Consider the following 15,476-nt stretch of genomic DNA (forward strand, 5'->3'; position numbering starts at 1 on the left):
AAACAGAACGCTGCGACACTTCACTCGTGGAATCCTCGATCTTCCCGGCGCGGCATGCCCGGTGCGTCCCACCCGCACCGAGCAGTCCCGGTGAGTACCCGTTCTCGAAGGCCGGGAATGCGAACCGCTGACCCGGCCGATCACCCGGACCCGTGGCCTGGTTCGGCGGGGTACGCGCGCAAACGCCTGCTGTCGATGCTCGTCCTCATCTGCCTGGCCGTGCTCTGCGCGGGCAGCGCGGTGGCGATGTGGGGCAGCGATGACCAGGCCGCGAATATCGCGGCGAAGTATGTGGCTGTTTTCGGTCTCACCACGCTCACCGTCGTAGTGCTGGGTGCGGTGCCTTCCTTCCCGGTAATCGGCCGGGCTCGTGCAGCCGGCCTCGGCTCGGTGGATGGCGGGCCCGCGACCGTGATCGCCGGTTCCAGGTGGTATTTCGTCCTCTACCACCTCATCTGGCTCGGTTTCGCCGGTATTTTCCTGGGGGCGGCGATCGAGACCGCGGCGGCGTGGCGCACTCACTGGCCCTTGGCCCTGGTGTTCGCCGTACTCGGATCGGGTAGCGCTGCCGCGCCTGCGCTCGCGCTGATCGGCGCATCGCGCCCCGGACGGCTCCTGCTGACCGAGGAGGAGATCGTCCACGACGCCTGGAGTTCGCGAACCCGTATGCCCTGGACGGATATCGCCCGGGTGACTCCCGCGTTCGACCGGCGCGGCCTGATCCTGATCAGCGGCCGGACCGGCGCGCGGTGGAGTCACCGGGCACGCACCCCCACGGTGCGCCTGGGCGGTGGAGCACGTCGGATCTGGAGGTCGGACAACCCGGCGATCGGTGGAAGCATCGCCCTGGAGGGCGACCGGTTCGCCGTCGACGAGCATCGCCTGTATCGGTTCCTCGCCTTCTATGCCGGCAACCCTTCCGCGAGAACGGAACTGGGCTCCCCGCAAGCGCTGGATCGCTGGAATTCGGTGCTCTGATACGGAGCTCCCTGGGCGCCCTCTCCGAGCCGGGCATCGCAGGCGGCGGCGATCCCGCGGATCAGCCGGGCCGAACGCTCCGATGCGGTGAGCGGGAGATGGTGAGCGTCGCGCGGCACGAGCAGCCCCGCCCACCCGACCCGTTGGCATGCGGACCGGCCGATTCCCTACCCGGCGATGCTCCGGTCGGCGCCCCGGGCCCACCACGCGAAAACTTAGAAACATCGCGTCGCTATGATGCGGACATGATGTTTCCAACTTTCGCCGAAAGACGGCCCAGATGTTCCTAGCCATTCGAGAACTACGCTTCGCCTGGGTCAGGTTCTCCCTGGTCGGTGCGGTGATCGCACTGATCTCCGTCCTGATGGTCATGCTGTCCGGGTTCTCCCAGGGCCTCGTCCGCGACGGCGTATCGGGACTGCAAAAGCTGCCCGTCACATCCTTCGCCTTCGCCGACACCGTGCACACCGACTCCGCGTTCTCTCGCAGCGTCATCGACCTGGACGCGGTGGACAAGTGGGCGGCGCAACCCGGCGTCGAACATGCCGCACCATTCGGCAACACCCTGATCAACGCGCGCAGCGATTCCGGAGTCGATATCGACCTGGCGCTGTTCGGCGTCCAGGCGGATTCCTTCCTCGCCCCGGCCGTAGCCGCAGGTGAGAGACTGGCCGCCGCGGACGGGATCGTGGTCGGCGAAACCGCGATCGAACAGGGGCTGCGGATCGGCGACACCCTCACCGTCGATCGCGTCGGCACCCGGCTGCGCGTAGTGGGCTCACTCAGCGGCCAGCACACCTACGGCCACGTGGACGTCGCGTATGTGCCGCTGCCCCTGTGGCAGGAGATCCGAGCCGGAGTCGCGCCCGGCAGCCCGGTACCCGCGCACGTCCATCGGGAAATCACCGCCGTGGCTGTGCAGGCGACCGACGCCGATATGGACTTCGGCGCCGGTGACGCGGCAGCGGGTACGAAGAGCCTCTCGCTGGAGAAATCCTTCGACGCGTCCCCCGGTTACAGCGCGGAGACGCTGACCCTGGCCATGATCCAGGTCTTCCTGTACGCCATCTCGGCGCTGGTCGTCGGCGCGTTCTTCACCGTCTGGACCATCCAGCGACGGCAGGAACTGGCCGTATTGCGGGCGATGGGCGCACCCACTGGATACCTGCTGCGCGACGGCCTCGCCCAAGCGTTGATCATCCTGCTGCTCGCGGTGACCGTGGGCGTGGGTGCGGGGGTGGGCCTCGGCAGCCTGATGGGCTCGGCCGTTCCCTTCGCACTGACCACTTCGGCCATCGGATCGGCCGCCGCGCTACTCATCGCCCTCGGCCTGGCGGGCGCGGCCGCGGCCATCATCCGGATCGCGGCCGTCGATCCGCTCATCGCCCTGGGAGGTCACCGATGACCGGCGCAGCTGTCCACGACACCGGCACAGGCCTGGTGATGCACGAGGTCACCCTGCGGTTCGGCGACGGTGACGAAACCGTGCGGGCACTCGAGGATGTTTCGCTGACAGTGGCTCCCGGTGAATTCGTCGCCATCGTCGGTCCGTCGGGTTCGGGCAAATCGAGCCTGCTGGCAGTCGCCGGTGCGCTGACCCGGCCCGACTCGGGCACGGTGACCGTGGCCGGGCAGGACATGACGGTGTCCAGCCGCAAGGAACGTGCCCGTCTGCGCCGGGACCTCGTCGGTTTCGTCTTCCAGTCCGGTAATCTCCTGCCGGCCCTGACCGCCGTCGACCAACTGCGGCTACCCGCCGCGTTCGGCGGCAAGCGCGCCGCCCGCGACCCGCACCAGCTGCTGGCCGAAGTCGGCTTGGAGCAGAAGGCACACCGCCGGCCGCACCAGCTCTCCGGCGGCGAGCGGCAACGTATCGGTATCGCTCGCGCGCTGATCGCCGCCCCGACGCTGCTACTGGTGGACGAACCGACCGCGGCCCTGGACCGGTCCCGCAGTCAGGAAGTGGTCGAATTGCTCGCCGAGGAGACCCGCGCACACCGCGCGGCAACCGTCATGGTCACCCATGACCACGACGTGCTCGGCCATTGCGACAGCGTGTACGAGATGATCGACGGGAAGCTGACGCGGATCGACTGATACCGGCCGCGTCACCGTCGCCGAGAAGAGGGAAGTGCTCGCCCATGCCGAAGATCCAGGCGGCCACTGTCGCTGAGCATCGCGCAGCGCAGCGCCGCGCCATCCTGGACGCGGCCCGCGAGCTACTGGCCGAAGGCGGGACCGAAGCGCCGGGCCTGGCCGCTGTCGCCGAGCGTACAGGTCTGGCGCGCCCCAGCGTTTACCGCTACTTCCGTTCCCGCGACGATCTGCTGGAGGCAGTTATCGCCGACAGCTTCCCACGCTGGTCCGCCGCGGTCACGGACAGAATGGCGGGACTGGCGGATCCCGCCGCGCGGGTTCTCGCCTATGTCGACGCGAACCTGCATCTGGTCGCCTCCGGCGAGCACGCCGTCGTCCGGGGGCTCGCCGCGGTCGTCCCCGGCGAACGGCTGGCCGAGGACAGCAGAATTCTGCACGAACAGCTACGCGTGCCGCTGACCGCGGCGCTCACCGACCACGGCGCCACCGACCCGGAAGGAATATCCGATCTGATCCAGTCGATCGTTCTGGCAGCCGGCCGCATGATCGAGAGCGGTACACCGGAAGCGCATGTGCGGGGGCTCGCCCACCAACTGCTCGAACCCTACCTTCGAAAAAGGTAGAGGCGAACGGCGAGCCGAAGCGGTCTGCGCGTCCGGCGGCCCCTTCGTATGAGGTGCCGGCGGCGTGGTGGCGATCACCGTGTGGGAAACCGTCGAGGTCCCCGACTACAAAGCCTTCCGGACCACCCGGGAGCGGCCGATCGGCCGACGGGGACGGCCCGTGGGCCGGGCGGCCTTCGCACCGCCACCCGACTACGCGCGCGCCGAGGAATTGGCCGGCCTCCTGCTTTCCCCCTGCGGCATTACCGGCCGATCTTCCACCAGATCCGCAACGAGGTAGCCGAACTCCAGCTCCAGATCGCCGGCGAGCTCAGGCAAGCCGGCGAGCACGACCGAGCGCTCGGGCACTGCGCGCGAGCCTGCGCTCTGCGCCGGCGCATCTTCACGGAATCACGGCTGCGGGAGCACTATCTGCCCGACTTCGCCGACGCACTGGCGTATTGGGCCGATTACCTGACCGAAGACGGTCGCCTCGACGCCGCGGTGGCCGTGGGCGCCGAATCGGCCACCGGTTCGATGAACCCGACGGCATGACCGTTCGAGGTTCCGTATGCCCACACAGGTGAACGCTGTTGTGTCGATGTGCCCGAGATCGCCGCGAAGCCACTCGGAGGAGAACCGGAGGTCTCCGCGGACATGGCGGAGCTGCACATCGATCAGAAAGCTCCGGGCCGGGCCTCGCAGGCAGCGGCGATATCGCGGATCAGCCGGGCGAAACGCTCCGGTTCGGCGAGCGGGAGATAGTGGCCGGCGCGCGGCACCACCAGCAGCCGGGTTCGCGGCGAGGCGGCGGCGAAGCGCTGTTCGTGGGCGCGGAAGTGGTCACGACTGCCGTTGATCAGCCATACGGGGCCCGGGTAGCGCGCGAGGCCGCCTATGGGGTCGAAATCAGCGGCGGCGCGGACGACATCGGGGATCACCTCGGTAGCTATTCCACCGTGCTCGATTTCGGCTGCTGTTCTTCGCGGCAGGACGGCGGCGAAGAGCCGGGCGCTGAGCCGCTCGCCCCCGTCGCGCCGGGTGGACAGCAGGCGATGAGCGAGGCGGAAGGGTGTCGTCGCTCCCCTGCTCGGCACGCAGGTGCTTCCGGCGATCACCAGGCCGGCGATCCGGTCGGGAAAGCGGGCCGCCGCGGCGATTGCGGCATATCCGCCGAGCGAATGACCCACGACCAGGGCAGAGCCTCCGGCCGCCGCGACGGCCGCGCCTATGGCGTCCGTGGCGGCGGGCAGGGTGAAGGCCTCGCCGCGGCGGGTGCCGTGGCCCGGGAGATCCACCGCGGTCACCGGACGTTCGGGCGCGATCTCGTCGAGCACACAGGCCCAGGATCGGCCGCTGAGCCGGATACCGTGCACCAGCACCACCGGAAGAGTTCCCATGACAACCTCCAATTGCAACGCAACGTTGCGTTGCAATGTATCGGGCCATCAAATGCAACGCAACGTTGCGTTGTATTCTTCCGATGTGAAGGCATCCCCCGAGCAGCGCACCGGTCGCCCGCGCCGCGCCGACGATATTTTCGCGGCGGTTCTCGAACTCCTCGTCGCCACGGGATACGAAGGCCTGACCATGGAAGCCGTCGCCGCACGGTCCGGCGTCAACAAGACCACGCTCTACCGATGGTGGGCGTCGAAGGACGATCTGCTCGCCGCCGCCCTGACCGACTCGGACCTCCTCGCCTTCCCCGTCCCCGATACCGGGAGTCTGCGCGGCGACCTGATCGAGACAGCCCACGGCATTCACCGGCTGCTCACCGGCGACACCACCGCCCCGATCGCGGCCGCGGTACTGGCAGCCGCGCCGCACCGCCCCCAGCTCGCGGCAATCGGCCGGAACTTCTTCGCCGACCGAGCCGCTCGGGAACATCCGATCTTCCGGCGCGCGGTCGAACGGGGTGAACTCCCGGAGCACGTGGATCCCCGGCTGATCATGGACGCCGTCGCGGGCGCCATCTGGTTCCGGCTGTTCCTCCGGGCCGAACCACTCGACGCGGCAGAGCTCGCCACGGCAGTCGATATGGTGCTGGACGGCGCGACGACCCGATGACCGATTCTCGGTAGAGCAGGGCGTGCCGCCTCCGGCGAGGAGATATGAGGGTCGGCGACACCACGGCGGAGTCGGTAGCGTCATCGAAGCCGGTCCGGCCGAATCGGTTGCCGTGTGATGGATGACAGACTGGGCCGATGAACGACTCGGTACAGCGTCGGGGGCGTCCGGCCAGGTTGTCGCGGGATGCGGTTGTCGCGATCGCGGAGCAGATCGTGGAGTCGGAAGGTGTCGACGCATTGACCATGCGCCGGGTCGCGGATCGACTGTCGAGTTCACCGACGGCCATCTACCGGCATGTGCGGGACAAGGACGAAATGTTGCTGGCGCTACTGGACCGCCTCGCGGCCCGGCTCGAGCGGCCGGAGCTACCGACCGATCCGCGGCAGCGGCTGGAGGTGCTGTGGCGGCTGCTGTACGACACCCTTGCCACGCATCCGTGGGCGGTCGGCGTGCTGGTCGGTGGCGATCTGTCCAGTCGAGAGATCCTGTGGTTGATCGAGGAGATCTTGCAGTCGTTTGTGGCATGCGGACTGGATCATGCCCAGGCGGGCTCGGCCTATCGCGCGGTGTGGCAGTTCACCGTGGGTGTGCTCACGATCCGCACCGGCTCGGGTCGCGCCGGCGCGGATCCGGATCACCCGCACCGGCCGCGCATGGTGCTGGAGGCCGATCCGGAGCAGGCGCCGACGGTCGCGGCGTTGGCGTCCGGCTGGCCGCATCCCTGGGAGAACTACGACTACGGACTCCGCGCCTTACTCGAGGGTGTGATTTCACGGTCTTGATCCTCCTCAGGTATTTGTTAACGTGTTAACAAATACCTGAGGAGGAACTCGTGGACGATGTCGATGTAGTGGTGATCGGTTCGGGCGCGGCCGGACTCGCGGCGGCGCTCGCCGCCGCGGCCGGAGGTGCCGAGGTGGTCGTACTGGAGGGATCGTCGCGGTGGGGAGGATCGACGGCGGTCTCCGGTGGACAGGTTTGGGCGCCGGTCAACCATCGGCTGCGCGAGGCGGGCTATACCGATTCCCTCGAAGACGCACTGGCCTACTGCCGTGCCGCCGCACCGGGCCGCGACGACGCCCTGGTGCGGACTTTCGTGCACGCGGTCCCGGAGGTGGTGCGGTTTCTCGAGCAGCACACCCCGATCCGGTTCTCGACCGTGGACGCCTATCCCGACACGTTCGCCGAACTGCCCGGCGGACATGGCGCACGCCACGTCGAGGTCCAGCCGGTGGATCTCGGCGACCTCGGCGACCTCGACGAACTGTTCTGGCCGGCACCGCTTTTCACGCCGGTACTCACCAACCAGGAGGCCTTCGAACACCGCCTGTTCGCCGGCGGGCCACCGCCGCTGGAGCTCATCGCGCAACGTACCTCGGACAAGGTGGTGACTCTGGGCGCGGGTTTGGTCGTCGGGCTGCTGCACGGCTGCCGCGCCGCCGGGATCGAGCTGCTGCGTGAGTGCCGAGTCACCGAGCTGCTCCGCGCCGCGGACGGCCACATCACCGGCGTCCGCGCCGAACGGAACGGCGCCACTCACACCGTATCCGCCCGGCGGGCTGTCGTATTGGCCAGCGGCGGATTCGAGCACGACCAAACCCTGCGGTCACAGCTGCTGTCCGGGCCGCTCACCCATCCGGTGACACCACCGGTCCAGCACGGTGACGGTCTGCGGCTGGCGGCGCAGGCCGGTGCGGCGCTGGCCTACACCGGCGAATACTGGTCCTGGCCTGCCTGCCAGGTCCCCGGCCGGGTCTGGCCCGACCCCGCAGCGACACCACAGGCACAGCTGGCACTGTCCGAACGCTCACTGCCACATGTACTGTGGGTCAACGCAGCCGGACGCCGATTCGTCAACGAAGCCGGCCACAACTGCGCCGCCGCGTTCGCCGAACTCGACGCCAACACCCATCGGCTCCGCAACCTACCGGCCTGGGTGATCGGCGACGCCCAATTCCGCGCCCGGTACTCGGTCGCAGGCATCCCCGCCCGAACGAAGGCCCCGGACTGGTTGATTCAGGCCGATAGCGTCGCCGACCTCGCCGGCCGACTCGATATCGACCCGAGTTCGCTGACCGACACCCTCACCCGGTTCAATGTCATGGCCGCAGCCGGCCATGACGACGACTTCGGCCGTGGGCGCACCCGCTACGAACACGCCTTCGGGGACCCCGGCGCGGCCCACCCGAACCTGGGCACCATCTCCGAGCCGCCGTTCTTCGCCGTTCCCGTGCACCCGGGAGCAGTCGGCACCAAGGGCGGTGCCCGCATCGACCGGCACGCCCGCGTTCTCGACTGGACCGGCCGAGCGATTCCCGGCCTCTACGCCGCGGGCAACGCGTCCGCCGCCGTCTTCGGCCCCGGCATCATCGCCGGCGGCCTCACCATCGCTTCCGCTCTCACCTGGGGCCGGATCTCCGGCCGCCACGCGGCCGCGACGCACTGAACCCGCTCGCACAGTAGCCAGGAGAACACCATGTTCCTGATCACCGGAGCCACCGGTAACGTCGGACGAGCCCTCATCGAGCGGCTCCTCGCCGCCGGCGCCGAAGTCCGAGCCCTGAGCCGCAACCCCGCTGCCGCCGGCCTGCCTCCTGCCGTCGACACGGTCTCCCTCCGGGACGGGCGATTCCCACTCGACGGGGTCACCACGATATTCCTCAACCCCGCCGCCGTACACGACACCGCCGATCAACTCCTGTCCCGAGCCACGGCATGCGGAGTACGGCGGATCGTCCTGCTGTCCTCGTCATCGGTGCTCGACGACCACCCCGACAACCACACCGGTGTCGCGCACGAAACCTTCGAACGCCGCATCGAACAGACCGGAATGGAATGGGTCTTTCTCCGATCCGGCATGTTCGCCACCAATACTCTGTGGTGGGCGCCGCAGATCCACGCGCACGGCATCGTGCGCGCCGCGCACGCCGAAGCTCGCATCGCACCCATCCATGAACAAGACCTCGCTGCCGCTGCTGCCACCGCCATGCTCGAGGACCGTCTCACCGGGACCGCTCCCGTGCTCACCGGCCCGGAATTGATCACCCAAGTCGGGCAAGCCGAGCTGATCGGCGAAATCCTCGGAATACCGGTCCGGTTCGAAGAAGTCACCCCCGCCGCCGGTCACCGGCTGATGACCGAACAGAACATGCCACCCCACATTGCGGACTCGCTGCTGCGCTACTACCACCGCGCCATCCTGCAACCGATCGAACCCACTCCCGTCTCGACGATTCTGCCCACCGAACAACCGCGCACCTACCGCCACTGGGTCCACGACCACAGCACGGACTTCTCCCCCGCCTAGCGCGAAAGGGGCCCTTCCGCGAATTCGCGGAAGGGCCCCTTTCAGCGCTGGATCAGCGAACCGTTCAGGCGGTTTCGGTGATCGGCCGGTCCACCCAGCTCATCAGGTCGCGCAGCTTCTTGCCGGTGACCTCGATCGGGTGCTCGGCGTTCTGCTTGCGCAGGCCCTCGAGCTCCTTGTTGCCACCCTCGACATTGGCGACCAGGCGCTTGACGAACGAGCCGTCCTGGATATCGCGCAGGATCTCCTGCATCCGCTTCTTGGTGTCGGCGTCGATGACCCGCGGGCCCGACAGGTAGCCACCGAACTCGGCGGTATCGGAGACCGAGTAGTTCATCCGGGCGATACCGCCCTCGTACATCAGGTCGACGATGAGCTTCAGCTCGTGCAGCACCTCGAAGTAGGCCATCTCCGGGGCGTAGCCCGCCTCGACCATGACCTCGAAACCGGTCTTCACCAGTTCCTCGGTACCACCGCAGAGCACGGCCTGCTCACCGAAGAGATCGGTTTCGGTCTCTTCCTTGAAGGTGGTCTTGATGACGCCGGCGCGGGTGCCACCGATGCCCTTGGCGTAGGAGAGGGCCAGGGCCTGGCCTTCACCCTTCGGGTCCTGGTCGATGGCGATCAGGGCGGGCACGCCCTTGCCGTCGACGAACTGGCGGCGCACCAGGTGGCCGGGGCCCTTGGGGGCGACCATGCCCACGGTGACGTCGGCCGGCGCCTTGATCAGGCCGAAGTGGATATTGAGGCCGTGGCCGAAGAACAGGGCGTCGCCGTCCTTCAGGTGGGGCTCGATGTCATTGGTGAAGATCGAGGCCTGAGCGGTGTCGGGGGCCAGCAGCATGATCACATCGGCCCACTCCGACACCTCGGCGGGGGTACCGACGGTGAGGCCGGCCTCTTCGGCCTTGGCCCGCGACTTGGAGCCTTCCTTGAGGCCGATACGGACCTCGACACCCGAGTCGCGCAGGCTCAGCGAATGCGCGTGCCCCTGGCTGCCGTAGCCGATCACCGCGACCTTACGGCCCTGGATGATCGACAGGTCGGCGTCGTCGTCGTAGAACATCTCGACTGCCACTTGGTGGTATCCCTTCTGACTATTTCGAACCCGCGAGGCGCGGGAAACGGTAAACGAGGCACGGAAGACGGCCGGGCGCGGGGTGCGCCCGGCCGTGGGTTCAGCGGGTGGCGGTGATGGACTTCGGGCCGCGGCCCACGGCCACCACCCCGGATTGCACGATCTCCCGGATCCCGTACGGCTCGAGCATGCGCAGCAGCGCGTCGAGCTTGGAACGGGTACCGGTGGCCTCGATGGTGAGGGCGTCGGGCGAGACGTCGATGACCTTGGCGCGGAACAGGTTCACCGATTCGATCACCTGGGTGCGCACACTGGCGTCGGCGCGGACCTTCACCAGGATCAGTTCCCGGGCCACCGAAGCCTCCGGGTCCTGCTCCACGATCTTGATGACGTTCACCAGCTTGTTCAGCTGTTTGGTCACCTGCTCCAGCGGCAGTTCCTCCACCGTGACCACGATGGTCATCCGGGAGATGTCCTTGACCTCGGTGGCACCCACCGCCAGGGATTCGATATTGAACCCACGGCGGGAGAACAGGCTCGCCACCCGGGCCAGCACACCGGGCTTGTCCTCGACCAGCACGCTGAGGGTGTGGGTGGTGCTCATGACGGATTCCCCTCGGTCTCGTTCTGCTCGCGGGTCATGGCCTCGTGGATGACGGCCGGTTCGGCGGCCTGCTCGTCCTCGTCGAACAGCGGACGGATACCGCGGGCCGCCATGATCTCGTCGTTACTGGTGCCGGCGGCGACCATCGGCCACACCTGGGCGTCCTTGCCGACGATGAAATCGATCACCACGGGCCGGTCGTTTATCGACTGGGCCTCGCGGATGGCCGCCTCCACATCCTCTTCCTTCTCCACCCGGATACCGTGGCAGCCCAGCGCTTCGGCGAGTTTCACGAAATCGGGGATGCGCAGGCCGTGGGTTTTCAGGTCGGTGTTGGAGTAACGCTGGTCGTAGAACAGGGTCTGCCACTGCCGGACCATGCCCAGGTTGCCGTTGTTGATCAGCGCGACCTTGATCGGCACACCCTCCACCGCGCAGGTGGCGAGCTCCTGGTTGGTCATCTGGAAGCAGCCGTCACCGTCGACCGCCCACACCTCACGGTCGGGCTGTCCCATCTTGGCGCCCATGGCGGCGGGCACGGCGTAGCCCATGGTTCCGGCACCGCCGGAGTTCAACCAGGTACGGGGCTTCTCGTACTTGATGAACTGGGCGGCCCACATCTGGTGCTGGCCGACGCCCGCGCAGTAGATGGCGTCGGGCCCGGCCAACCGGCCCAGGGTCTCGATGACGTACTCCGGGGAGAGCGCGCCGTCCGACGGCGCGGTCCAGCCCAGCGGGTAGGCCTCGCGGACACCCTCGAGGTAGGTCCACCAGGCGGTGAGATCCAGTTCGATACCGGCCGGGTCGGCGCGCAGGGTCTCGATGAGCTCGGTGAGCACCTCGCGGCAGTCACCCACGATCGGCACGTCGGCGTGCCGGTTCTTCCCGATCTCGGCGGGGTCTATATCGGCGTGGATCACCTTGGCGTCGGGAGCGAAGGAGTCCAGCTGCCCGGTGACGCGATCGTCGAAGCGGGCACCGAGGGTGATGAGCAGATCGGATTTCTGCAGGGCGGCGACGGCGGCCACGGTGCCGTGCATACCGGGCATACCCAGGTTCAGCCGGTGGCTGTCCGGGAACGCGCCGCGGGCCATCAGTGTGGTGACCACCGGGATACCGGTGAGTTCGGCCAGCTCCAGCAGTTCGGCCGAGGCCTCGGATTTGATCACGCCGCCGCCGACGTAGAGCACGGGGGCGGTGGCCTCGGCGATCAGCCGGGCGGCCTCACGCACCTGCTTACCGTGCGGTTTGGTGACCGGCCGGTACCCGGGCAGCCGCATCTCCGGCGGCCAGCTGAAGGTGGTCTGCTCCTGCAGCACATCCTTCGGGATATCCACCAGCACCACCCCGGGGCGGCCGCTGGAGGCCAGGTAGAACGCCTCGGCCAGGATGCGCGGGATATCGGCGCCCTCGGTGATCAGGAAGTTGTGTTTGGTGATCGGCATGGTGATGCCGGAGATATCGGCTTCCTGGAAGGCGTCGGTGCCGATCAGGCTGCGGCCGACCTGCCCGGTGATGGCGACCATGGGCACCGAGTCCATCTGGGCGTCCGCGATGGGGGTGACCAGGTTGGTCGCGCCCGGCCCGGAGGTGGCCATACAGACACCGACCTTGCCGGTGGCCTGTGCGTAACCGGTGGCCGCGTGACCGGCGCCCTGCTCGTGGCGCACGAGCACATGGCGCACCTTGGTGGAATCGAACAGCGGATCGTAGACAGGAAGGACTGCACCGCCCGGAATGCCGAATACGGTATCGACACCGAGCTCCTCGAGCGAGCGGACGACGGACTGCGCGCCGGTGACCCGCTCGGGCGGGACCTGGCGGCGATTCGCCGGAGTGGTCGGAGCGCCGGCCGAAGCCGGCGGGTTCGAAGGCGCGGGCCTGCGGGCCGCGGGCCCGGGCCGGGTAGTTGGTGCGCTCACCGTCTTGGTTCCTTACTGCTTGTCGTTCACTTGTCCCGACATAAAAAATCCCTCGACAGCCGGTGGCTGTTCGAGGGTGGCGCGTCGCAGTGCGAGCTGACGTATACGACTGATCGTCGGGCTCAGCGCTGGACGCGCCGGCCGATTACGAGCAACTCGATTCGATTCACGCGCATGACGGTATGTGTGCGTGTGGTGCAGAGTCAAACAGCTGACCGCTGTCTTCCCATTATGTGGGAAGGTAGCGGGTGCTCACGCCCGTCCACCATGATGCGAGGATGGTGGTGTGTCATCACCGCATCAGTCCGTGCCACCTCCTGAATCGTCCCACAACCCCGCCGCCGCGGAGGTAACGGGTGGCGATACGGCGCCGCCCGGGCCCACCCGTGTGATCCGCATGACACGACTGGCCTTCCTCGGGGTATTCATCCTGGCGATGTGCGTGTTCTTTCCCATCGTCGGATGGCCGGCCGGGCTCTTCTGGCTGGCGCTGATCCCGATCGTGGTACTCGTCTGGATCCTGCGGACACAGACGACGGTATCGCCCCGGGGCCTGGATCTGCGTTCCCTGTTCTCCTCCCGCCATATCGACTGGGAACAGGTGAAAGGGCTCCGCATCCCCAAACGCGGATACGTGCGGGTACATCTCGACGATGACAGCGAGGTGCCCCTCCCGGCGGTAGGCTACGACCGGCTGCGCGATCTGGTGGACGCGGCGGGCGGGCGAATCCCCGACCCCTTCGCTCTTCCCGAGCCGGACGCGGCCGACGACTCCGCCGCCGAGCGCGACTCCGCCGCCGCGGCCCCCGGCCCGACCACGGCCGATACCGACCCCGAGGCCGACTCCGAACGGGAGTAGCCTGGACGATCGCCGGTCGCACCGGTCACGCGCGCAGCTGCCACCGGGCGATACGGCGATGTCGCCTCCTCTCAGCCCCGCGACCAGACCGAGGACACCATGCCACCGCTTCGTTCCCGAACAACCACCATCGGCCGTAATGCCGCCGGCGCCCGCGCCCTGTGGCGGGCCACCGGTATGACCGATTCCGATTTCGGTAAGCCGATCGTCGCGATCGCCAACTCCTACACCCAGTTCGTGCCCGGGCACGTGCATCTGAAGGATGTCGGGGAAATTGTGGCCGACGCGGTGCGCGAAGCGGGCGGGGTACCGCGGGAATTCCACACCATCGCCGTGGACGACGGCATCGCCATGGGTCACGGCGGCATGCTGTACTCGCTGCCCAGCCGCGAGATCATCGCCGACTCGGTGGAATACATGGTGAACGCGCACACCGCCGACGCGCTGGTGTGCATCTCCAACTGCGACAAGATCACCCCCGGCATGCTGAACGCGGCCATGCGGCTGAACATCCCCACCGTGTTCGTCTCCGGCGGCCCGATGGAGGCCGGTAAGGCCGTGGTCGTGGGCGGGGTCGCGCAGGCGCCGACCGATCTGATCACCGCCATCTCCGCCAGCGCCAACACCGCGGTCACCGACGACGGGCTCACCGAGGTCGAGCGCAGCGCCTGCCCGACCTGCGGTTCCTGCTCCGGCATGTTCACCGCCAACTCCATGAACTGCCTCACCGAGGCGCTGGGCCTGGCGCTGCCGGGTAACGGCTCGACGCTGGCCACCCACGCGGCGCGCCGGGCGCTGTTCGAGCGGGCCGGGCGCGTCGTCATCGATATCGCGACCCGCTGGTACCGCGACGACGACGCCTCGGTGCTGCCGCGCAATGTCGCCGACGAGAAGGCCTTCCGCAATGCGATGGCCCTGGACGTGGCGATGGGCGGGTCCACGAACACCGTGCTGCACACCCTGGCCGCGGCCCAGGAGGGTGAGATCGATTTCGATCTGCACACCATCGACGCCATCAGCCGCAAGGTGCCCACCCTGTCGAAGGTCTCACCGAACTCCGACTACCACATGGAGGACGTGCACCGGGCCGGCGGCATCCCGGCCATCCTCGGCGAACTGCGCCGGGCCGGCCTGCTGGAAACCGATGTGACCACCGTGCACTCCCCGACGCTGGACGAATGGCTCGACACCTGGGACATCCGCTCGGGTAAGGCGTCGGCGGAGGCGCTCGAACTCTTCCATGCGGCGCCGGGTGGGGTGCGCACCACCGAACCGTTCTCCACCGAGAACCGGTGGTCGTCGCTGGACACCGACGCCGCCGGCGGCTGCATCCGCGATATCGAACACGCCTACACCGCAGAGGGCGGTCTGGTGGTGCTGCGCGGCAACCTCGCGACGGACGGCGCGGTACTGAAAACCGCCGGTATCGACGAGGAACTGTTCACCTTCCAGGGTCCGGCGCGGGTGGTGGAATCCCAGGAGGAAGCCGTCTCGGTGATCCTCGGCAAGCAGGTCCAGCCGGGTGATGTGCTGGTGGTGCGCTACGAGGGTCCGGCGGGCGGCCCGGGTATGCAGGAGATGCTGCATCCGACCGCCTTCCTGAAGGGCGCGGGCCTCGGCAAGAAATGCGCGCTGATCACCGACGGCCGGTTCTCCGGCGGCACCTCCGGCCTGTCCATCGGACATATCTCGCCCGAGGCGGCCAGCCGGGGCACGATCGGGCTGGTGGAGAACGGCGACCAGATCCGCATCGATGTCGCCACCCGCACGCTCGAGGTACTGGTCGACGACGCGGTGCTGGCCGAACGCCGGGCCAAGATGGAGGCGAGGGAACGTCCCTGGCAGCCGCAGAACCGGGAACGGCCGGTCACCACCGCCCTGCGCGCGTACGCCGCGCTGGCCACTTCGGCCGATAAGGGCGCGGTCCGGCGGGTGCCCTGATCCGCGCGCATCCTTTAC

At 68.1% G+C, this 15,476-nt stretch carries 14 protein-coding genes and 1 pseudogene; 11 read left to right on the forward strand and 4 right to left on the reverse strand.

Annotation, left to right across the window (positions count from 1 at the left end):
- The first annotated feature begins 117 nt into the window (after positions 1-117).
- The 5 genes from ACYR7D_RS27095 to ACYR7D_RS27115 all read left to right on the forward strand — a co-directional run bounded on the left by ACYR7D_RS27095 (position 118) and on the right by ACYR7D_RS27115 (position 4,232).
- Entirely contained in the window at positions 118-978 is an 861-nt protein-coding gene (locus tag ACYR7D_RS27095) for a hypothetical protein (protein WP_459547332.1), read from the forward strand.
- Positions 979-1,258: 280 nt separating this feature from the next.
- On the forward strand, positions 1,259-2,383 hold the full coding sequence (locus tag ACYR7D_RS27100; protein ID WP_459547333.1) for an ABC transporter permease: 1,125 nt from the start codon (positions 1,259-1,261) through the stop codon (positions 2,381-2,383).
- Positions 2,380-3,075, forward strand: a complete 696-nt coding sequence (locus ACYR7D_RS27105) for an ABC transporter ATP-binding protein (protein ID WP_459547334.1) — start codon at positions 2,380-2,382, stop codon at positions 3,073-3,075. Before ACYR7D_RS27100 ends, ACYR7D_RS27105 begins: the two co-directional genes overlap by 4 nt.
- A gap of 44 nt (positions 3,076-3,119) precedes the next feature.
- Positions 3,120-3,698: a TetR/AcrR family transcriptional regulator gene (locus tag ACYR7D_RS27110; protein WP_459547335.1), complete on the forward strand. Its 579-nt coding sequence runs from the start codon at positions 3,120-3,122 to the stop codon at positions 3,696-3,698.
- 81 nt (positions 3,699-3,779) lie between these two features.
- Positions 3,780-4,232: a hypothetical protein gene (locus ACYR7D_RS27115; RefSeq protein WP_459547336.1), complete on the forward strand. Its 453-nt coding sequence runs from the start codon at positions 3,780-3,782 to the stop codon at positions 4,230-4,232.
- A gap of 122 nt (positions 4,233-4,354) precedes the next feature.
- On the opposite strand, the gene ACYR7D_RS27120 is transcribed toward ACYR7D_RS27115, so the two are convergent.
- Positions 4,355-5,077: an alpha/beta fold hydrolase gene (locus tag ACYR7D_RS27120; RefSeq protein WP_459547337.1), complete on the reverse strand. Its 723-nt coding sequence runs from the start codon at positions 5,075-5,077 to the stop codon at positions 4,355-4,357.
- A gap of 85 nt (positions 5,078-5,162) precedes the next feature.
- Here ACYR7D_RS27120 and ACYR7D_RS27125 point away from each other — a divergent pair, with 85 nt between their 5' ends.
- The 4 genes from ACYR7D_RS27125 (at position 5,163) to ACYR7D_RS27140 (ending at position 9,054) form a co-directional block, all read left to right on the forward strand.
- Positions 5,163-5,744: a TetR/AcrR family transcriptional regulator gene (locus ACYR7D_RS27125; protein WP_459547338.1), complete on the forward strand. Its 582-nt coding sequence runs from the start codon at positions 5,163-5,165 to the stop codon at positions 5,742-5,744.
- Between the two features lie 137 nt (positions 5,745-5,881).
- A complete protein-coding gene (locus ACYR7D_RS27130) occupies positions 5,882-6,529 on the forward strand; it encodes a TetR/AcrR family transcriptional regulator (RefSeq protein ID WP_459547339.1) in 648 nt (215 codons plus the stop codon).
- A 50-nt stretch (positions 6,530-6,579) separates the two neighbouring features.
- Complete coding sequence (locus ACYR7D_RS27135; RefSeq protein ID WP_459547340.1) at positions 6,580-8,193, forward strand: FAD-dependent oxidoreductase; 1,614 nt, start codon at positions 6,580-6,582, stop codon at positions 8,191-8,193.
- Positions 8,194-8,223: 30 nt separating this feature from the next.
- On the forward strand, positions 8,224-9,054 hold the full coding sequence (locus ACYR7D_RS27140) for an SDR family oxidoreductase (protein WP_459547341.1): 831 nt from the start codon (positions 8,224-8,226) through the stop codon (positions 9,052-9,054).
- Positions 9,055-9,118: 64 nt separating this feature from the next.
- Here the strand turns inward: ACYR7D_RS27140 and ilvC are convergent.
- The 3 genes and pseudogenes from ilvC to ACYR7D_RS27155 form a co-directional block, all read right to left on the reverse strand.
- Positions 9,119-10,150 (reverse strand): annotated as a pseudogene (gene ilvC, locus ACYR7D_RS27145) (ketol-acid reductoisomerase); the annotation flags it as partial.
- A gap of 82 nt (positions 10,151-10,232) precedes the next feature.
- A complete protein-coding gene (ilvN, locus tag ACYR7D_RS27150) occupies positions 10,233-10,736 on the reverse strand; it encodes an acetolactate synthase small subunit (RefSeq protein WP_459547342.1) in 504 nt (167 codons plus the stop codon).
- Positions 10,733-12,658 (reverse strand): acetolactate synthase large subunit, encoded by a 1,926-nt coding sequence (locus ACYR7D_RS27155; protein WP_459547343.1) that lies wholly within the window; start codon positions 12,656-12,658, stop codon positions 10,733-10,735. The genes ilvN and ACYR7D_RS27155 overlap by 4 nt, the downstream gene beginning before the upstream one ends.
- A 397-nt stretch (positions 12,659-13,055) precedes the next feature.
- Here ACYR7D_RS27155 and ACYR7D_RS27160 point away from each other — a divergent pair, with 397 nt between their 5' ends.
- Positions 13,056-13,517, forward strand: coding sequence for a PH domain-containing protein (locus ACYR7D_RS27160; protein ID WP_459547344.1), 462 nt, complete (start codon positions 13,056-13,058; stop codon positions 13,515-13,517).
- 99 nt (positions 13,518-13,616) lie between these two features.
- On the forward strand, positions 13,617-15,458 hold the full coding sequence (gene ilvD / locus ACYR7D_RS27165) for a dihydroxy-acid dehydratase (RefSeq protein WP_459547345.1): 1,842 nt from the start codon (positions 13,617-13,619) through the stop codon (positions 15,456-15,458).
- The last annotated feature ends 18 nt before the right edge of the window (positions 15,459-15,476 follow it).

Source organism: Nocardia sp. X0981, assembly GCF_977089955.1.